This is a genomic window from Streptomyces canus (genome assembly GCF_001514145.1).
Lineage (GTDB): Bacteria > Actinomycetota > Actinomycetes > Streptomycetales > Streptomycetaceae > Streptomyces > Streptomyces canus.
The window spans coordinates 1-19,365 of sequence record NZ_KQ948691.1 but is presented as its reverse complement, the minus strand read 5'-3'; the positions used below and the strand labels follow the sequence as shown (position 1 = coordinate 19,365).

General features: G+C 70.3%; 14 protein-coding genes and 3 pseudogenes. 16 read left to right on the top strand and 1 reads right to left on the bottom strand.

Annotated features, from left to right (window positions below):
- The first annotated feature begins 122 nt into the window (after nt 1-122).
- The 11 genes and pseudogenes from AQJ46_RS49930 (at nt 123) to AQJ46_RS49885 (ending at nt 11,602) form a co-directional block, all read left to right on the top strand.
- A pseudogene (locus tag AQJ46_RS49930) lies at nt 123-1,366 on the top strand (IS256 family transposase).
- Nucleotides 1,363-1,782, top strand: coding sequence for a VOC family protein (locus AQJ46_RS49925; protein ID WP_059212012.1), 420 nt, complete (start codon nt 1,363-1,365; stop codon nt 1,780-1,782). The pseudogene AQJ46_RS49930 and the gene AQJ46_RS49925 overlap by 4 nt, the downstream one beginning before the upstream one ends.
- 411 nt (nt 1,783-2,193) lie before the next feature.
- Nucleotides 2,194-2,447: pseudogene (locus AQJ46_RS58220) on the top strand (SAM-dependent methyltransferase); the annotation flags it as partial.
- A gap of 345 nt (nt 2,448-2,792) precedes the next feature.
- The gene (locus AQJ46_RS49920; RefSeq protein WP_059212011.1) at nt 2,793-3,860 is read left to right on the top strand and encodes an ABC transporter substrate-binding protein; all 1,068 of its coding nucleotides are present in this window, start codon (nt 2,793-2,795) and stop codon (nt 3,858-3,860) included.
- A 2-nt stretch (nt 3,861-3,862) separates the two neighbouring features.
- A complete protein-coding gene (locus AQJ46_RS49915; RefSeq protein WP_059212010.1) occupies nt 3,863-5,443 on the top strand; it encodes a sugar ABC transporter ATP-binding protein in 1,581 nt (526 codons plus the stop codon).
- Entirely contained in the window at nt 5,436-6,389 is a 954-nt protein-coding gene (locus AQJ46_RS49910) for an ABC transporter permease (protein ID WP_059212009.1), read from the top strand. Before AQJ46_RS49915 ends, AQJ46_RS49910 begins: the two co-directional genes overlap by 8 nt.
- A complete protein-coding gene (locus AQJ46_RS49905) occupies nt 6,386-7,351 on the top strand; it encodes an ABC transporter permease (protein WP_059212008.1) in 966 nt (321 codons plus the stop codon). Before AQJ46_RS49910 ends, AQJ46_RS49905 begins: the two co-directional genes overlap by 4 nt.
- Complete coding sequence (locus tag AQJ46_RS49900) at nt 7,348-8,679, top strand: M20 family metallopeptidase (RefSeq protein WP_059212007.1); 1,332 nt, start codon at nt 7,348-7,350, stop codon at nt 8,677-8,679. The genes AQJ46_RS49905 and AQJ46_RS49900 overlap by 4 nt, the downstream gene beginning before the upstream one ends.
- Complete coding sequence (locus AQJ46_RS49895) at nt 8,670-9,407, top strand: MBL fold metallo-hydrolase (RefSeq protein ID WP_059212006.1); 738 nt, start codon at nt 8,670-8,672, stop codon at nt 9,405-9,407. The genes AQJ46_RS49900 and AQJ46_RS49895 overlap by 10 nt, the downstream gene beginning before the upstream one ends.
- Complete coding sequence (locus AQJ46_RS49890; RefSeq protein WP_059212005.1) at nt 9,404-10,222, top strand: IclR family transcriptional regulator; 819 nt, start codon at nt 9,404-9,406, stop codon at nt 10,220-10,222. Before AQJ46_RS49895 ends, AQJ46_RS49890 begins: the two co-directional genes overlap by 4 nt.
- Nucleotides 10,223-10,324: 102 nt before the next feature.
- A complete protein-coding gene (locus AQJ46_RS49885; protein WP_059212004.1) occupies nt 10,325-11,602 on the top strand; it encodes a hypothetical protein in 1,278 nt (425 codons plus the stop codon).
- A gap of 132 nt (nt 11,603-11,734) precedes the next feature.
- Here the strand turns inward: AQJ46_RS49885 and AQJ46_RS58215 are convergent.
- Nucleotides 11,735-12,235 (bottom strand): annotated as a pseudogene (locus AQJ46_RS58215) (DNA polymerase III subunit alpha); the annotation flags it as partial.
- Nucleotides 12,236-12,741: 506 nt separating this feature from the next.
- On the opposite strand from AQJ46_RS58215, the gene AQJ46_RS49875 reads away from it, so the two are divergent.
- The 5 genes from AQJ46_RS49875 (at nt 12,742) to AQJ46_RS49855 (ending at nt 19,322) form a co-directional block, all read left to right on the top strand.
- The gene (locus tag AQJ46_RS49875) at nt 12,742-13,923 is read left to right on the top strand and encodes an ROK family transcriptional regulator (RefSeq protein WP_059212002.1); all 1,182 of its coding nucleotides are present in this window, start codon (nt 12,742-12,744) and stop codon (nt 13,921-13,923) included.
- Between the two features lie 419 nt (nt 13,924-14,342).
- Nucleotides 14,343-15,866, top strand: a complete 1,524-nt coding sequence (locus tag AQJ46_RS49870) for a sugar ABC transporter ATP-binding protein (RefSeq protein ID WP_059212001.1) — start codon at nt 14,343-14,345, stop codon at nt 15,864-15,866.
- Nucleotides 15,863-16,891 (top strand): ABC transporter permease, encoded by a 1,029-nt coding sequence (locus tag AQJ46_RS49865; protein ID WP_059212000.1) that lies wholly within the window; start codon nt 15,863-15,865, stop codon nt 16,889-16,891. The genes AQJ46_RS49870 and AQJ46_RS49865 overlap by 4 nt, the downstream gene beginning before the upstream one ends.
- A gap of 98 nt (nt 16,892-16,989) precedes the next feature.
- Entirely contained in the window at nt 16,990-18,039 is a 1,050-nt protein-coding gene (locus AQJ46_RS49860; RefSeq protein WP_059211999.1) for a substrate-binding domain-containing protein, read from the top strand.
- 68 nt (nt 18,040-18,107) lie between these two features.
- Nucleotides 18,108-19,322 (top strand): Gfo/Idh/MocA family protein, encoded by a 1,215-nt coding sequence (locus tag AQJ46_RS49855; protein WP_059211998.1) that lies wholly within the window; start codon nt 18,108-18,110, stop codon nt 19,320-19,322.
- Nucleotides 19,323-19,365 lie beyond the last annotated feature (43 nt).

Sequence of the window (19,365 nt, the reverse complement as noted above, 5' to 3'; positions counted from 1 at the left end):
GAGAAATGCTCAGTACTTATGGATCGGCGTCGGGGGGCACGCTGAGGGCGTACCGTCCCGAGTGATCGGTTGAAGGCCACCGAGAGGCTGGTGTTCGTAGCACCGGTCGGGAAGGCACGCCTGTGCTCGCGGTCGTCCATGCTGACGGCTCCGCGCCAAACGGCTTCCTGATCGACGAGATCGTCCGCGAGGGCGCTCGGGGATGCTCGTCGCCGCGTTGGTGGCTGAAGTCAACGCTTGCACAGCTGAGTTGGCGGATCGGCTCGACGGGTTGGGCCGGCGCTTGGTGGTCCGCAACGGTTGCCATCAGGCGATGTCGGTGACTACCGTCGCCGGAGCAGTCGAGGTCAGGGCGCCGCGGGTCAACGCCAAGGGCGTCGTTGAGACCACCCGCAGGCGCAAGTGGTTCTTCTGGTCGGTCCTGCCGCTCTGGTGCCGCATGTCCCCGAAGATCAGTGAGGTGCTGCCGGTGCTCCATCTGCTCGGCGTGTCCAGCGGGGACTTCGTTCCCGCGCTTGAGCAGTTCCTCGGTTCCTCGGTCGGCCTCTCGCCAGCCAGAGTCACCCGGCTGTCGTGGCAGGCCGATCACAAGACATTCGGCGAGCGCGACCTGGTCGACAGTGAGTACGTCTACGTCTGGGCAGACGGCATCCACCTGCGGATACGCCGGGAAGAGGCCAGGGCCGCCGTCCTGGTGGTAGGGGTACGGGCGGACGGCACCAGGGAACTGATCGCCATGGCCGACGGCTCCCGCGAGTCGACCGAGTCCTGGGCGAACCTGCTGCGAGACTGCGCCCGCCCGGGCATGCGGGCTCCTGTCCTGGCCGTCGGTGACGGCGCCCTCGGCTTCTGGAACGCGCTGAACGAGGTCGTTCCCGGAACCCGCCACCAACGCTGCCGGGTGCACAAGACAGCCAACGTCCTCGACTGCCTCGCGAAGTCGCCCCAGCCTGCGGCGACGAAGGCCGTCCAGGACATGTACAACGCCGAGGACCGCGAGCACGCCGCGAAGGTGGTCAAGGTGTTCGCTCAGCAGTACGGCGCGAAGTTTCCCAAGAGCGTCAAGAGAATCGTCGACGACGAGGACGAGCTGCTGGCCTTCTACGACTTCCCGGCCGAGCACTGTATCCACCTGCGGACCACCAACCCCATCGAGTCAGCCTTTGCGACCGTGCGGCTGCGGACGAAGGTGACCAAGGGTGCCGGTTCCCGCGCGGCCGCCTTGGCGATGGTCTTCAAGCTGGTCGAGTCGGCCCAGGCCCGCCGGCGGGCCGTGAAAGCGCCTCATCTCGTCGCGTTCGTCCCCGCCGGTGCCCTCTTCGAACGCCACCACCTCGTCGAGCGCTCCGAGGTGGTGGCCGCATGAGCCGGCCAACACACGGCACGCTGCATCACGTCGAGCTCTGGGTGCCGGACCTCAACCGCGCGCTCGCCTCGCTCGGCTGGCTGCTGGAGGCGCTGGGTTACGCCCCCTTCCAGAGCTGGGACGCCGGCCGCAGCTGGCGGCTCGGACCGACCTACCTGGTCATCGAGCAGTCCCCGGCCCTCACCGCCGAACAGCACGACCGCTGCCGCCCAGGACTGAATCACCTGGCCTTCCACGTCGAAGACGCCGCCACCGTCGAGAAGTTGACTGCGAACGCCAGTCAGCACGGCTGGCACCTGTTGTTCCCTGAGCGGCATCCATACGCCGGGGGCGGACAGCACTACGCCGCCTACCTGGAGAACGACGACGGCTTCGAGGTCGAACTCGTCGCAATCGAGTCACCCGACCGAAACTGAGATCAACCGCCCCACAGGTCTTGACGATTACTCCGGGGCGAGGAGGGCGGCGCCCTGACCGCTGGTGGCCTGGATCAGACGCAGAAGCGCCGATCATCGGGTCTGTCCTTCGTGGATACCCCGGCCTTCAGGCCGGGGAGGAAACGAAGCTTGTTCCCGAACGCCGTCTGAAGATGGCGCAGCGCCTGCTGCAGCGGGACCGAGGACACCTCCGTCAGGACCGGTCGGCGTCGCGAGCGAGAACCGGAAGCTTCGTCGGCGTGCGACCGTCGACCTGCTGAACATCTGGACCCTCGACACGTAGGTCTGCGGGCGAAGCCCGCTACAGACCCGTGCCGTGTCTGCGGCGGCCGCGCCATGTCCGCCGATGCCGGGGCTCCATCCAGTTGAAGCGGTGTCAGGTGCCGAGTTGGTCTCGGCGCGGTGGGGAGCTGGGTCGAGCTGATCGAGACGAGTGGGCCGCTGGTGACGTTCTGGTGGACCACGCTTCGCGGCGTACGGGCAGGTGCTGACGTCGGACTCGACCTTGCGTTCTCGCGGGCGGGCGATCGAGGCGGGCCTGACCGCCCAGGGGTTCGCGGTGGACGAGATGCGTGACGCCACCTGACGGCTCCCGCCGGAAGTTCGTCTTTCTCACACGGCGGTCGGCGGCGGTGCGGGTGTGAGCCCGGGCGCGGGCCGGGTGGGCGACCGAGTCCAGTGCTGGCTTTCCCAAGCCGGGGAGGTCTGGCGTTCGTAGAGGCACTGATATCGGAAGACCGGAGGCCGCCGCAGCCCTCGGAGCGGCCATGTTGTGCAATGCGAAATTAAGTGTTGCAGACGTGGTGCGAGGCCGCGCGAGCCTTCTACGTTGCCGTCTCAACAGATCGGTCCTCATCGGGCGAAGCGCCCCCACCGGCCGGACCACCGTTGTTCCGGCGCGCGGGCCTCGCGAAAGACCGCTCCCCAACTCACCGACACCCGGCCCACTCGTCCGGCCCGGCGTCTCCCGAACGAACTGAGGAGCTTCCATGAACGCAGGTTCTGTACGCGGTGCGGTGGCAGTCGCAGCCTCCCTGTGCGCGCTGGCCGGGATCAGCGCGTGCGATGTCCAGTCCGACAGCTCCACCGCCAAGAGCGGCGCGAGTGCCTCCGCGGCGACGGCCAAGGACCTCAAGGTCGGCTGGTCGACCATCTACCTGACACCGTCATGGATGCAGCAGACCTTGAAGATGATGGAAGGCGACGTCAGCAAGCTGAAGTCGGCCGGCAAGGTGAGCGCCTTCAAGACCTTCAACGCCAACGGCGACACCTCGCAGCAGATCGCGCAGATCCGCGCCATGATCCAGCAGAAGTACGACGTGATCATCGTCGACGCCGGTTCCTCCACGGCGCTGAACCCGGCACTCGAACAGGCCGTCGCGGCCGGCATCACCGTCGTGGCCTTCGACTCCCTGCCGACCAGCACGAAGGTCATCAGAGTCGGCACCGACCAGAAGGCGTGGGGCTCGATGATGGCAACCTGGCTGGCGGACAAGCTCAAGGGTAAGGGCAGCGTCATCGCCATGAACGGCCCGGCAGGCGTGGCCGTCAGCGAGGACCGCTGGGCCGGGGCCGCGGCCGTCTTCAAGAAGTACCCGGACATCAAGATCGTCAGCAACGTGCACAGCGAGTACAACCTCGCCCCGGCCGCCCAGGCCTTCGCCTCCGCCTACTCCGCGCACCCGGACATCGACGGTGTCTTCTCGCAGGGCGGCGCCCTGTCGGCAGCCGCGCTGCAGACACTGGTCAAGCAGGACAAGAAGCTCGTTCCCGTCACCGGAGAGAACTACAACGGCTTCCTGAAGATGTGGCGGTCCCACCAGAAGGACGGCTTCTCCTCCCTCGCCACCGCACAGCCCAACTACCTCGCGGTCATCGCCCTGGAAGCGGCGGTCGCCAAGCGGGAGGGCGTGTCCGTCCCGCAGGACATCACCGTCCCGCTCCCCGAGATCACGGACAAGAACCTGGCCGACTACGTGAAGCCGGACCAGCCGGACGACTCCTACCCGATCAACGACCTGCCGCAGTCCGAGATCGACAAGCTCATCGGGAAGTGACCATGGCGCCGTTGCTGAGCGTGGAAGAGCTGTCCAAGTCGTTCGCCGGGAACCAGGTGCTGCGGGAGGTGAGCTTCACCGTCGAGCCCGGAGAGGTACTGGCGCTCGTCGGTGAGAACGGGGCCGGCAAGTCCACCGTGCTCTCCCTCGTCACCGGGCTCCTGGTGCCCGATTCCGGCCGGATCGTCCACGACGGCGCTCCCGTCTCCCGGGCGTGGTCTCCCCACCGCGCCCGGGCCGCCGGGATCGGCTCCGTCCATCAGGAGCTGAGCCTGAACCCGCACCAGAGCGTCGCGGAGAACATCTTCCTCGGCGCCTGGCCCAGCCGGCGCGGCCTGGTGCGGGGCCGTGACCTCGCGGCGCGGGCCCTGCCCCTGCTGGAGCGGGTCGGCCTGGACATCGACCCGCGTACCCGGGCCGGGCGTCTGCCGCTCGGCTGCCGGCAACTGGTCGAACTGGCCAAGGCGCTGGCCGGCGAACCCCGTCTGCTGATCCTCGACGAGGCGACCTCGGCGCTCGACGAGGAACAGGTCGGTGCCGTCTTCCGGGCCGTGCGCGAACTGCGCGAACGCGGCGGCTCGGTGATGTTCGTCAGCCACCGCATGGCCGAACTCTTCGCCATCAGCGACCGGTTGACCGTACTGAAGGACGGGGCGGTGATGGCGACCCGGGAACGGGAACAGACCGACCACGACGACATCGTGCGGCTGATGGTGGGGCGCGAACTCTCGGACCTCTTCCCCGAGAAGGTGACCGGTCCCACCGGTGAGCCCCTGCTCCGGGCCCGCGACCTCACCGTCGACGGCGCCTGCTGTGCCGTCGACCTGGACCTGGTGCCCGGTCGCATCCTCGGCCTCGGCGGACTCCAGGGTCAGGGCCAGCGCGAGGTGCTGCGCGCCCTGTTCGGCCTGGCCCGCCACACCGGGCACGTCACACTCGACGGGCGGCCGGTGCGGCTGCCCTCGCCCCGTGACGCGATCCGGCACGGCATCGCCTACGTCCCCGAGGACCGCAAGACCGAGGGCGTCCACACCGCGCGCAGCGTGCGTGACAACCTCGCCCTGCCCAGCCTGTGCTCCCTCGCCCCCGGACGCCGCCTCGGCACCGTCGACCGGGCCGCCGAGACCCGGCTGGTCGGTGAACTCGTCGAGCGGCTGCAGGTCAAGGCCACGTCCCCGGCGCAGGAGGCCCGCCGCCTGTCGGGCGGCAACCAGCAGAAGGTGGCGCTGGCCAAGTGGCTGCCGACCGGGCCCCGCGTCCTGCTCCTCGCCGAACCCACGCGAGGCATCGACATCGGAACCAAACGCGAGATCTACCACCTACTGCGCCGCCTGGCCGACGACGGCCTGGCCGTGCTGGTCACCTCGGGAGACACCATGGAACTGGTCGGCCTCTGCGACGAGGTCGCGGTGCTGTACGAGGGCAAGGTCGTGGACCGCCTCACCGGCCCGGCCCTGACGGAGGAACGCCTGGTACGGGCATCCGTGATGGGCACGGGCATGGGCACGGACCCGGACGTCAAGCGGGTCCTGGCCCCGGATGCGGACCCGAAGACAGAGCCCGGGAGTGTGGCCCATGCGTGACCGGATCACCTCGGCTGTCCGGGGAAACACCGACCTCGTGGGCCTGCTCGTACTGCTGCTGGTGGTGCTCGTGGCTTACCAGCACTACGACTCCAGCCTGCTCGACCCCGCCTCCGTCACCATCCTGTCCGCGCAGTTCCTGCCGTTGATCCTGGCCGCCGCGGGGCAGACGACCGTGATGCTGCTCGGGGGGATCGACCTCTCCCTGGGCGCCGTACTCGGGCTCGCCATGGCCGTGTTCGCCACCTACGACGCGCACGGCGCGGCCGGCGTCGTGACCGCGGCCGTCGCCGCCCTGTGCGCGGCCGTCGCGGCCGGCGCGGCCAACGGAACACTCGTGGCGTACGCCGGCCTGCCCCCGATCGTGGTGACGCTCGCCGTGTCGTTCCTGTGGAGCGGCGTCACCCTCATCGTCCTGCCGCAGCCCGGGGGACATGTCCCGGGCGGACTGGTGAACGCGTACAACAACGGGTGGAACGGCCTCGCGGTACCCGCCCTGGTCGTCGCCCTCGTGCTCGCCGCGTGGAAAGTGCTGCGCACCACCCGGTACGGGCTCGCCCTCTACGCCGTGGGCGGCAACGAACACGGCGCCTACGCCAGCGGTCTGCACACCCGCGGTACGAAGATCGCCGGATACGCGCTGGCGGGAGCGTTCACCGGACTCGCCGGGATCGGGCTGGCCGTGCAGACCGGCTCGGCGGATCCCACCATCGGCACGCCGTACACGCTCAACTCGATCGCCGCGTGCGTACTCGGCGGCATCAGCTTCTTCGGCGGGGTCGGCCGGATGCGCGGCACCGTGCTCGGCGCGCTGGCCATCGGCCTGCTCACCAATCTGCTGCTGTTCACCGGGATCTCGCCCTTCTACCAGCTCATCGTGCAAGGAGTGATCCTCGTCGTGGCGCTCGCCCTGAAGACGTACCTCACGAGGGAGGCGGCCGTATGACCGGCATGACGGGCACGGTCCGCACCGAAGCGGCCGCCGCGCTGCGCGGCAGCCGCGCGGCCTGGGCGTTCGGTGTCCTCGGGGTCACCTGGCTCGCGGCGATCCTGTTCGCGGACGGCTTCGACAGCGTCGCCAACGTCCGCTACCTGGTGCAGACGGCGTCGTTCCTCGGCATCGTCGCGGTCGGCCAGACCCTCGTCGTGATCATGAGCGGCATCGACCTGTCGGTGTCCGGCGTGGTCGCCCTGTCCGCGGTCGTCTGCGCCAAGGTCGCCTCCGGCACGGGCGGCGGCGCGAGCGGCATCGCCGCGGCCCTGGCACTGTGTGCGCTGGTGGGCGCCGTGAACGCGGCCGGCGTGGTGTGGCTGCGGGTGCCGCCGATGGTGATGACCCTGGCCACCGGCACCGTCCTGTCCGGCGCCCTGCTCGTCTACACCGACGGCTCACCCAGCTCGGCCCACCTGCCGCTGCTGGACTCGCTCGCCAACGGCCGCCTGCTGGGGGTGCCCTGGGCGTTCGTCCTGTGGCTGGCCGTCACGGCCGTCGCCGGCTGGCTGCTGCACCTGTCCCGCACCGGCCGGTACGCGTTCGCGCTCGGCGCCGGCGAGGACGCGGCACGTGCCTCCGGGGTGCCGCTCGGCGCGACGGCATTCACTGCATACGTGTCGTGTGCGGTGCTCGCCGGAGTGGCCGGACTGGTACTGCTCGGCTTCACCGGAACCAGCTCGCTCACGATGGGCAACCCCTACCAGCTCCTGTCCATCGCCTCCGTGGTCCTCGGCGGCACCTCCATCCTCGGTGGCCGGGGCCACCTCCTCGGCACGGTCGGCGGCGCCCTGCTGCTCACCCTGCTGACCGCCCTGCTGATCTCCTGGAACCTCTCGGAGGGCGTACGCCAGGTCGTCCTCGGCGTGCTGATCATCGGCCTGCTTCTCGTCTACGCGAGGGAGCGCAGGACATGACGTCCCCGGCGTCCCGGGACGCGCCCGACGCCGTACGGGACCTCGTCCGCGATCTCGTCCGTATCCCCAGTGTGAACCCCCGGGGCGCGCCGGGCGACGGGGGAGAGACGGCGGTGGCCGCCCATGTCCGCGACTGGCTGGGCCGGCACGGCGTACAGGCCGAGATGCACGAGGTGCTGCCAGGTCGGTGCAACGTGGTGGCCGTCGTTCCCGGCCGGGACCAGGCGGTGGTGCTGCTCGAATCGCACCTCGACACGGTCGAGACGGACGGCATGACGGTCCCGCCCCACGACGGCGAGGTCCGCGACGGCCGGCTGTACGGGCGGGGTGCCTGCGACGCCAAGGGGCCGCTCGCCGCGTTCATGCTGGCCGCCGCCGAACTCGCCCGCGGCGGGCCGCCGCCGCTCACGGTCGTACTGGCCGGGGTCTGCGACGAGGAACACGCCTACCGGGGTGTCCTGCACCTGCTCGAAACGCTGGCCGGCCGCCATGTCGTCGGCGCGCTGGTCGGCGAGCCCACCGGGCTGGTTCCGGCCACCGCCCACAAGGGAGTCGTGCGCTACACCGTGCGCACCACGGGCCGGCCCGGACACAGTTCGCGGCCCGAGGAGGCGGTGAACGCGATCTCGCTGATGGCCCCCGTCATCGCCCACCTCGCCGCCACCCGCCCCGCCGTCACACCGCACCTGCTCCTTGGACCCGCCACACGGTCGGTCACCCGGATCCGCGGCGGCACCGGCCCCAACACCATCCCCGGCAGCTGCGAGGTGGACATCGACCGCCGTACGCTCCCCGGCGAGGACCCGGTGGCTGTCTGGCACCAGGACCGCGACGAACTCACCGCCCTGGGCACCGAGGTGGACCCCCCGTTCACGGTCGACCCGGCTCTGGACACCCCACCCGACACCCCTGTCGTCACCGCGCTGCGCGCCGCCCTCGCCGCCCTCGGCCGCCCCTGCGACATCCAGGGCATGCCCTTCGGCACGGACGCCAGCAAACTGGCCCGCGCCGGGATGCCGTCGGTGGTGTTCGGCCCCGGCTCGGTGACGGACGCCCATGCCGCGACCGAGTCGGTGGACCTGGCAGAGGTCGAACTGGCCGCGCGGATCGTGGTGGCCACCGTCCGCGAGACGGGCAGGCGACTTCACGAGGGCCCACCGTCCTCCGTGGACGTCCCGCCGCTGGAGCGAGGCGGCGGTGACTCTCGCGCGGACGTCCCGCTCCGGGAGCCAACCCGCGCGGATACCCCCGAGGACGCTCCGCCGCAGGAGCGAGCCCGGAGTTCCTCAGGTGTGGGCATACCGCCACAGGGGCGGCCATGCAGCTGACCGAACACGTTCATCTCCTCGCCAGCGGAGCCGCCGGGTTCGATCTCAGCGACCCGCTGGACTGCCACGTCTACCTTGTGCGCGGCAGCCGCCGCAGCGTCCTCGTCGACGCCGGTGCCGGCCGGTCCGCGCACAGCATCCTGCGAAAGGCGGGCAGCACGGGCACCGATCCGGACCACCTCCTGCTCACCCACGGCCACGCCGACCACGCGGGAGGAGCCGCCGCACTCGCCGAGCAATTGCCCGGGCTGCGCGTGCTGGCCGGGGCCGCGGCGGTGCGCTGGATCGCCGAGGGCGACGAGCAGGGTCTCAGCGTGGACCGGGGCAGGGCCGCCGGGGTCTACCCGGCCGACTACGCTTTCCGGCCCTGCCCCCGCGTCGAATCCGTCGCCGACGGCACACAGATCGATCTCGGCGGAGGAGTCACCGTCCGGGCCGTCGCCACCCCCGGCCATGCCGACGGCCACACCTGCTACCACCTGCGGGCCCCGGCCTACCAGGCACTCTTCTCCGGAGACTGCGTCTTCACCGGAGGACGCATCTCGTTGCAGAATCTGCATGACTGCCGCGTGCCCGCGTACGCGAACAGTCTGATGCGGCTGGCCGCGCTCGACGTCGACGCGCTCTTCCCCGGCCACCACGAGATTTCACTCGCCCGTGCCGGGAGGCACCTGGCCACCGCCCGCGACACCGTCGCCCGCGGCCTGCTGCCGAGGAGTACGACATGACCGCACCGGTCCGCCGCAACCAGGCCACCTCGCTGCGCCGCGCCCTGACCGTCCTCGAGTACGTCCGCGACCACTCCGGGACCGGCCGGGGCATGTCCCTGACCCGGATCGCGGAGGATCTCGGCATCAACAAGAGCACGGTGCTGCGTCTGGCCTCACCGCTCATGGAATCCGATTTGCTGGTCCGTGACCGGGAGACCGGCTGGTTCAGGCTCGGCCACGGCACCCTGCGGCTCGGCCAGGCCTACCTGTCCTCACTCGACCTGCGGACGGTCGCCGCGGAACCGCTGCGGCTGCTCCAGCACCTGGTGGGGGAGACCTGCCACCTCGTCGTCTACGAGCCGCCGGACGTCGTCTACATCGACAAGGTGGAGAACGAGACCAACGTCCGTATGGGCTCCCGCATCGGCAGCCGCGTCCCCGCCTACCGGACCGCTGTGGGCAAGGCCATCCTCGCCTGGCAGGGCGAGGAGGCATTCCGCGTCGTGGTGGCTGCCGGAATGCCGCCGGTCACTGTCTATACGGTCACCGACGCCGAACGGCTGCGCCTCGAACTCGACCGGGTCCGACGCCGGGGCTACGCGATCGACGACCGGGAGAACGAACCGGAGGTGCGGTGCGTCGCCGCACCCGTCTTCGACCACACCGACGCCCCAGTCGGTGCCCTGAGCGTGTCCGGACTCACCACCCGGATGACCCCGGCCCGGGTCCGGGAGGTCGGCCCCATGGTCGTCCGCACCGGCATGGAGATCTCCCACGTCCTCGGCTCGTCCCGCGTGCGGGTCGGCGGCCAGCACAAGGCCGCCGACCACTGAAGATCACCACCCGCTCTTTCGACCGCCCACCGGACTGACCGCCGCTCTGGCCGAGCGCCTACCCAGGACCTCCCCACCGCCCCGGAAGCCGACAGGATCCCCATGCACTTGAGCCCCAAGACGTTCCCGGCGCGATCGGCGCCCTCGGTCGTCCCGTCCACGTCCTCCGTCTACGCCTTCGTCGAAGACCTCCGCGCGGAAGGTGTGGACGCCGTCCTGGACCGGGTCCTCGGGACGTACGGCTGCGACACCCTGACCGTCGCCGCCGCTTACCACCGCGCCCGTGACGTCACCCCGCACGGCCCCGCCCGGGTCACCCTGCGCCAGGACGGCACCCATGTCCCGCCGCCGGCCGACCTCTTCGGCGGGGTGCGCCTGACGCCGCCGGTGCAGCCCGGCGCCGAACGGGAGCCACTGCGCGAACTGCGCCTTCGTACGGCGCAACGCGGCGCCGCCCTGCACGGCTGGACCGTCTTTCTGCACAACACCACGCTGGGCCTGGCCCACCCGGACGTCACCCAGGAGAACTGCTTCGGCGACCGCGCCGCCCCGGCCGACCTGTGCCCCGCCAACCCGGACGTGCGGGCGTACGCCGTCGCGCTGGCCCGTTCCGTGGCCCGGCAGGGGGTGGACGCGGTGGTGTCCGAGTCACTGCACTTCGGCTCCTTCGGCCACGGCTATCACCACGAGCGCAGCTTCGTGCCGCTCGGCCCGGTGGAGGAGTTCCTGCTCGGCCTGTGTTTCTGCCCGTCTTGCGTCGAGCGTGCCGACGGCACGGGAGTGGACTGCGCGGCGGCCCGGGCCGAGGCCACGCGGATCGTCGGCCGGCTCCTCGACGGCGCCGACCCGCTGCCGGGCGCGCTCGTCCCCGGGGAACTCGCGGACGTGGCCGGGGAGTCGGTCGCCGCGTATGTACGAGCTCGCTGCGACACTGTCACCTCACTGGCCGCCGCCGTGGCCAACGCGGTGGCGAGCGAGGGTTCCCGTCTGGTCTTCCTCGACCTGACCGGCGCGGTCAAGGGCTACGCGGTCGGCCTGCCGACCGGCCCGCTCGCGGCCGAGGAGGCCTGGCGGATCGGTGTCGACCCCGCGGCGGTCGGAGCCGTCGTCGACGACTACGCCGTCCTCGCCTACGCCCGCGACCCGGCCCGCGTCGCGGCCGACACCGCCGCCTACCGGGCCGCCCTCCCGGACAGCTGCAGCCTGCGGACCGTACTGCGCCCCGGTGCGCCGGACACCGCCTCCGCCGACGCGCTCGCGGAGAAGACGGCGGCGGCGACCGGTCCCGGAAGGGCGGACGCCGTGGACTTCTACCACTACGGTTTGCTCCCGTTCCCCGTCCTGGACCGCATTCCCACGGCACTCAAGGCGCGCGGCTGACGCCACAGCGAGGCGCCCAGGCGCAGCCCACTCACGCCAGTCCACTGGCACGGGACCCTGGCGCGCCTGCGACAGGATCGATCGCGGATCCGTCATGGCACCTCCGCAGGACCGGGAAGTCCGTCCAGGAGATTCTCCGCTCGGGGACGGACGCACGCCACGCCGCCCCACTGCGGAAACTCCGGCACTGAGGACCTTCTGTCCAGGCACCATGGCGCGCAGGTGGACGGCGTCGGTCGCTCCGAGCTCACGCAGCAGCTGGTGTGGTGCTGCATCAGATGCTGACTCACGTCGATGGAGAAAGGTGTCGAGTTCGGCACCGAGTTTGTCGCGGCCTGTCATCTCCGCCAGTCCGCTCGGGGTCGTGGCACCAGCTCGCCGCCCAGCGGCAGCTGCCCGTCGGTGGCGGTGCGGTTGCGGGACTGCCGGTGTGCTTCGGTGGCCTGCAGCAGGTCCCTGCGGGTCGGGCTGAGGGAGAGGGCGCCGATGCGGACCGGGCGCTGGGTCAGTGGCAGGGAAGGACGGGCTCGCTGTCACACGTCCTGCAGGCCGGTGCACGGGCTGGTCGGCCACCAGGCGGGCGGTCTCGGCCGCGCTGATGCCCTTGACTGTGGAGAACGCCAAGCGCACCCCCAGCACGGACTACTGCACCCGCCTGGAGCAGGGGCTGCTTCCGCACGTCTCCGAGCCCGTGCTCGCCTCCGTCGCCCGCGCTTTGGGGCTGGATGATGCCGAGTGGGACCACCTGTTCGCTCTTGCCCTCCTTGCCCCGTCGGCCTGCAGCGTCGAGGCGCGTCCCGCGCGGAGCGCACCCGTCCCGGTCCACCGGATACCTCAGCCACCGCCGGACTGGTGGCTGCTGCGCCACTACGGCAGCCCGGACACCTCTCATCACACGGCGCCGCCGTCGCGGACGACGACGAGCGCCCTGAGGCTGCAGGGTGGCGATCATGTCGCGGTGGCTACGAGGGAGAAAAGACTTTGTCCTGTGTGTGGAGAAAGAAGGCCCCTACTCCTGCGTAAGTACTTCCCAGTCTGGAAAATCGTTGTTACGTTCCTCTCCGACAGCCTGACGACGCGGTCGGCGGAGACAGGCGTCCGGGACCCAGTCGTGGGGGAGGGGAGGGATCGTGAGACGGATGACCGCTCGACCTGAGAACACCCATCAGGCGCGACTGCTTCGTCTGCTGCGTGACAACGGGTCCAACTCTCGTGCCCAGCTGGGCGATCTGGTGGACCTGTCCCGTTCGAAGCTGGCAGTCGAGGTTGACCGACTGCTGGAGACGGGGCTGGTCGTCGCGGACGGGCTGGCCCCGTCCCGGGGCGGCCGCCGGTCGCACAACATCCGGCTCGCTCCGACGCTGCGTTTCCTCGGCGTCGACATCGGTGCCACGTCGATCGATGTCGCTGTGACGAATGCGGAGTTGGAGGTCCTGGGGCATCTGAATCATCCGATGGACGTCCGGGAGGGCCCGGTCGCGGTCTTCGAGCAAGTCCTGTCCATGGCCGCGAAGTTGAGGGCCTCGGGGCTCGCGGAGGGTTTCGACGGCGCCGGCATCGGCGTCCCGGGACCGGTCCGCTTCCCCGAGGGCGTACCGGTGGCTCCGCCGATCATGCCGGGCTGGGACGGCTTCCCCGTGCGGGAGGCGCTCAGCCAGGAACTCGGCTGTCCGGTCATGGTCGACAACGACGTGAACCTGATGGCGATGGGGGAGCAGCACGCGGGTGTCGCACGCTCCGTCGGTGACTTTCTCTGCGTGAAGATCGGCACCGGCATCGGCTGCGGCATTGTCGTCGGCGGTGAGGTGTACCGGGGGACCACCGGCAGTGCCGGCGACATCGGACATATCCAGGTGGAACCGGAAGGCCGCGCGTGCGCGTGTGGCAACCGGGGCTGCCTGGAAGCCCACTTCAGCGGTGCCGCCCTGGCCCGTGACGCGGAGCAGGCCGCGCGTGAGGGCCGCTCGGCATACCTCGCCGCCCGGTTGGAGACAGCCGAACGTCTCACGGCCGAGAGTGTGTCGGCTGCCGCGGCGGCCGGGGACCCGGTGGCTCTGGAGCTGATCCGGGAGGGCGGGAAACGCCTGGGGCAGGTCATCGCAGGGCTCGTCAGTTTCTTCAATCCGGGGCTGGTGGTGATCGGTGGCGGCGTGACCGGGCTCGGGCACACGTTGCTGGCCAGCGTCCGGACCCAGGTGTACCGGCAGTCGTTGCCGCTGGCCACGGGCAACCTGCCGATCGTGCTGGGGGAGTTGGGACCTGCTGCCGGAGCCATCGGCGCAGCCCGGCTCATCAGCGACCACGTCTTCTCACCGGCCTGACCGCTGCCCGCCTCCGTCGCCGGTGGATCACCAGGCGCGCCAGTACAACCCGGGGGCGCCACCAACCAAGCGCCGCCCCCGAACAAGCGCCGCCGCCACCAAGCGTCAGCGCAACCGCCTTGGCGATCCCGCACTCCGGGTGCGCTGCGGCAACCCCCGTGACGTCCCGGCACCAGCAGCGCCACGGGCGCACCAGTAGCGTCACCGCAACAGCCACAGCACCGCCGTATCCGCCCATGAAGCGCCGGCGGCCGTCACCCCCTGCTTGCCGGGCACTCAAGCCTGCCCTGCCCTCCTCAGCCTCTGGGCAGGCCCGGCGCAGACGACGCCAGGGCTCCCACAACCGCCCACGCAACCGAGACATCCAACCCAGCCCTGCCCTGCCCACTCACGGCCCGCATCCGCCGAGGGGATTCCTCATGGCACCACAACCACCCCTGCTCACCATGTCCGGTATCACCAAGTCGTTTCCGGGCGTTCGCGCCCTGGACGGCGTGGATCTCGAGGTCCAGGCGGGCGAGGTCCACTGCCTGCTCGGCCAGAACGGGGCCGGCAAGTCCACTTTGATCAAAGTGCTCGCCGGGGCTCACCAGCCGGACAGTGGTGAGATCACCTGGCGGAGTGAGCCCGTGACCCTGGGGTCGCCAATCGCCGCCATGCGTCTGGGCATCGCCACCATCTACCAGGAACTCGACCTGATCGAGGGGCTCTCCGTGGCGGAGAACGTCTTTCTCGGACATGAACCCACGTCGGCCGGGTTCGTGGTGCGTGGCTCCGCCTCCCGTACGGCGACCGCGGAGCTGCTGGAACGCCTGGGGCACTCGGAGATAGAACCCTCGCGGCTCGTGGGCGAGTTGTCCGCGGCGCAGCAGCAGATCGTCTCGATGGCCCGCGCGCTGTCCCACGAGGTTCGGTTGATCGTGATGGACGAGCCGTCGGCGGCGCTCGACCCCGAAGAGGTGGACAACCTGTTCAGGATCGTGGGCGATCTGACGGCCGACGGCGTCGCCGTCATCTACATCTCCCACCGTCTTGAGGAGATCCGGCGCATCGGCGACCGGGTCACGGTCCTGAAGGAGGGCCGGTCGGTCGCGGGCGGCCTGCCTGCCAAGTCCACACCGACCCATGAGGTCGTGGCCCTGATGACCGGGCGGAACGTGGAATACGTCTTCCCCGAGCGGCCCGAGGCCGGATTCGCCGCGCAGCGAGAGCCTGTGCTGAAGGTCGAACGGCTGAGCAGACGAGGGGAGTTCGCTCCCATCGATCTTGAGCTGCGGCCCGGTGAGATCGTCGGTCTGGCCGGGCTTGTCGGGTCCGGGCGCAGCGAGATCCTGGAGACGATCTACGGCGCTCGCAAGCCCGACGAAGGCCGTGTCCTAGTCGACGGCGCACCCCTGCGCCCCGGCAGTGTCCGCGCCGCCGTCAGTGCCGGCATCGGTCTCGCGCCCGAGGAACGCAAGGCGCAGGGACTGCTGATGCTGGAGTCCGTCAGCAGCAACGTCTCGATCTCCACACTGTCCCGGTTCGCCCGCGCCGGCTGGCTCGACCGGCGCACCGAGCGGGCCGCGACGCACAAGGCGGTGCGGGAACTGTCCCTGCGGCCGGACAATCCCGACGCCGCCATCAGGACCCTGTCCGGCGGCAACCAGCAGAAAGCCGTGCTCGCCCGCTGGCTGTTGCGAGGCTGCAAGGTGCTGTTGCTGGACGAGCCGACCAGGGGTGTCGACATCGGCGCCCGGGCGGAGCTCTACGCCGTGATTCGCCGGCTGGCCGACGAGGGCCTGGCCGTACTTCTCGTGTCCAGTGAGGTGCCAGAGGTCCTGGGTCTCGCCGACCGGGTGCTGGTGCTCCGTGAAGGCAGCGTCGTGCACACGGCGGACGCCCGGGAGCTCGACGAGCACCGCGTACTTGATCTTGTGATGGAAGGGAGCCTGACGCCATGACGCAGCCGGCCACTGCGGCGCACAAGGATGCGCCGACGTCCGCCGCCAAGTCCGCGGGGGAGCAGGGGGGTTCGCGCCGATCGGGTCCGCGGTGGGACGTGCGCACCCTGTCGTTGCTCGGAGTCCTCGCCGTCCTCGTTGCGGTCGGTGGGATCACCGCACCGGACGAGTTCCTCGCGACGAGCAATCTGCAGCTCGTCCTCACTCAGGCGTCCGTGATCGGCGTCGTCACCGTCGGCATGACGTTCGTCATCACCAGCGGCGGCATCGACCTGTCGGTCGGCGCGATCGTGGCGCTCGCCTCGGTGTGGGCGACGACCGTGGCCACACAGGAGTTCGGCTTCGCGGGCATCCTCTTCACCGCGGTGATCGTCGGTGTGGGCTGTGGTCTCGTGAACGGTCTGCTGATCGCCTACGGCAGGATGGTGCCGTTCATCGCGACGCTGGCCATGCTCGCCTCCGCCCGGGGCCTCGCGCTGCAGATCACGGACGGCAGCACTCAGATCGTGAGCGTCGAATCGGTGCTCGATCTGGGTGCCAGGGACTCCTACATCCTCGGCATCCCGCCCCTTGTCCTGATCTTCGCCGCAGTCACCGTGATCGGCTGGCTGGTGCTCAACCGCACCACCTTCGGCCGCCGCACCGTCGCGGTCGGCGGCAACGCGGAAGCGGCCCGCCTCGCCGGTATCGACGTGCGCCGCCAGCGCCTGTACCTGTACCTGCTGTCCGGGCTGTGCTGCGGGATCGCCGCGTTCATGCTGATCGTGCTCGCCGGCTCGGGCCAGAACACCAACGGCAACCTCTACGAGTTGGACGCCATCGCCGCGGCGATCATCGGCGGCACCCTGCTCAGCGGCGGCCGCGGCACCATCATCGGCTCCGTCCTCGGCGTTCTGGTCTTCACCACGATCACCAACATCTTCGCTCTGAACAACCTCGAGACCGCTGTCCAGCAGATCGCGAAGGGCGCCATCATCGTCGCCGCCGTCCTGGTCCAGCGCCGCTCGCTGCACGGCGACACCTGACACCGTGGAGCACGCCGGACGGCGGCCCCTGACACCGCCGTCCGGCACCCCGTCTCCTCCATCTGACGCACACCGCCCAGTCGAAGGGTCGATCCGCCATGCCAAGAACCCCCGCCACCAGCCGCAGAGCACTGTTGTTCGGCACCGCTGCCGTTTCCGCCGGCGCGCTGCTGACGGCCTGTACCAGCAATGAGCCCAAGGACCAGGAACAGGCCGCGGACAACGCCGCCCCGGTCGCGGACGACAAGCCGGGCAAGGCCGTCACCGTCGGCTTCGCCGGGCCCCAGGCCGACCACGGCTGGCTCAACGCCATCAACTCCAACGCCAAGTCGCGTGCGAAGAAGTACTCGGACGTCACGCTGGAGATCACCGAGGGCTCGAACGACACCGCCCAGCAGATCGGCCAGGTCCAGACGCTGATCAACAAGAAGGTCGACGTCCTGGTGATCCTGCCGGCCGACGGCAAGGCGCTCACCCAGGTGGGCCTGCAGGCCATGAGGGCGGGTATCCCCGTCGTCAACCTGGATCGTGTCTTCGCCTCCCCGCAGGCGTACCGCTGCTGGATCGGCGGCGACAACTACGGCATGGGCCTCAACGCCGGGCACTACATCGGCGAGCAGCTCAAGGGCAAGAAGAACGCCAAGGTCGTCGAACTGGCCGGACTCGACAACCTCGAACTGACCCAGCAGCGCACCAAGGGCTTCGACGACGCCCTGAAGAATTACCCCAACATCCGCAAGGTGGCCCGCCAGGCCGCCGACTTCACGGTGGAGTCCGGTCAGGCCAAGATGGCACAACTGCTGCAGGCCCAGTCGGGCTTCGACGCGCTGTGGAACCACGACGACGACCAGGGCGTGGGCGCGCTGCGCGCCATCGACCAGGCCGGCCGCGACGACTTCCTGATGGTCGGCGGCGCGGGCGCCAAGTCCGCGATGGACGCCATCAAGGCCGGCAACAGCGTGCTGAAGGCGACGGTCCTGTACCCGCCGACCATGGCCGCCTCCGCCATCGATCTCGCCCGGGCGCTCGGCCAGGGCAAGGGCGTCGATGGCCTCGCCGAGTTCGAGATCCCGTCCTCGCTGACTCTCTACTCGGCCGTGGTGACCAAGGACAACGTCGACCAGTACCTGCCGACCGGCTTCATCTGACCGGACCGGGCCGCGGGCACCGCGAACACCACGATGAGTCAGTGACACTCCGAAGAGGAGAAATCCGTATGGAACAGAGGGACAGTCGGACCGCACCGCCGATACTCGGCGTGGGGATGGTCGGCTACGCGTTCATGGGCGCCGCGCACTCACAAGGGTGGCGCACCGTAGGGCACGTGTTCGACCTGCCGCTGCGGCCGGTCCTGGCCGCGATCGCCGGCCGCGACACGCACGGTGTGCGGGCAGCGGCCGACAAGCACGGCTGGGCCGCGGCAGAGACCGACTGGCGCGCCCTCATAACCCGCGACGACGTGCAACTCGTCGACATCTGCACACCGGGCGACAGCCATGCGGAGATCGCGATCGCGGCGCTGGAGGCGGGCAAGCACGTGCTGTGCGAGAAGCCGCTGGCGAATTCGGTCGCCGAGGCGGAGGCCATGGTCGCAGCCGCCGAAGCGGCCCGCTCGCGCGGGCAGTTGGCCATGGTGGGTTTCAACTACCGGCGCGTGCCGGCCCTCACCTACGCGCGCGGCCTTATCGCGGACGGCAGGCTCGGCTCGCTGCGCCACGTCCGTGTCAGCTACCTCCAGGACTGGCTGGTCGACCCCGACTTCCCGCTGACGTGGCGGCTGCAGCGGGAGCACGCGGGATCGGGGGCGCTCGGCGACCTCGGCGCGCACATCGTCGACCTCGCCCAGTACCTGGCGGGCGAGGTCCTGGTCGGTGTCTCCGCCCAGATGGAGACCTTCGTCAAGGAACGCCCCCGCCTCGACGGTGCGTCCTCCGGCCTGACGGCATCCGGCGGCCCCCGGCGCGGGCCGGTGACAGTCGACGACGCGGCCGTCTTCACGGGCCGGCTCGCCTCGGGAGCGCTCGCCACGTTCGAGGCGACCCGGATGGCGTCCGGGCGCAAGAACGCCCTGCGTCTGGAGATCAACGGTGAGTTCGGTTCGCTCGCGTTCGACCTGGAGCGGCTCAACGAGCTGTCCTTCCACGACCATCGGGAGCCCGCCGCCACGGCGGGGTTCCGCAGGATCGTCGTCACCGAGGCCGAACACCCTTACCTGGAGGGCTGGTGGCCGCCCGGCCACGTGCTCGGCTACGAGCACACCTTCGTCCACCAGGCCCGCGACCTCGTCCACGCGATCGCGTCCGGCACCGACCCGAGGCCGTCGTTCGCCGACGGTCTGCAGGTGCAGCGGGTGCTCGCCGCGGTCGAAGAGAGCGCGCAGAAGAACTCCGTCTACACCCCTGTCCAGGCCGTCGCGGCCGAAGTCCGGTAGAGATCCCGCCAGGAACCCCGCTCGGAGGCACCATGCCACGCCC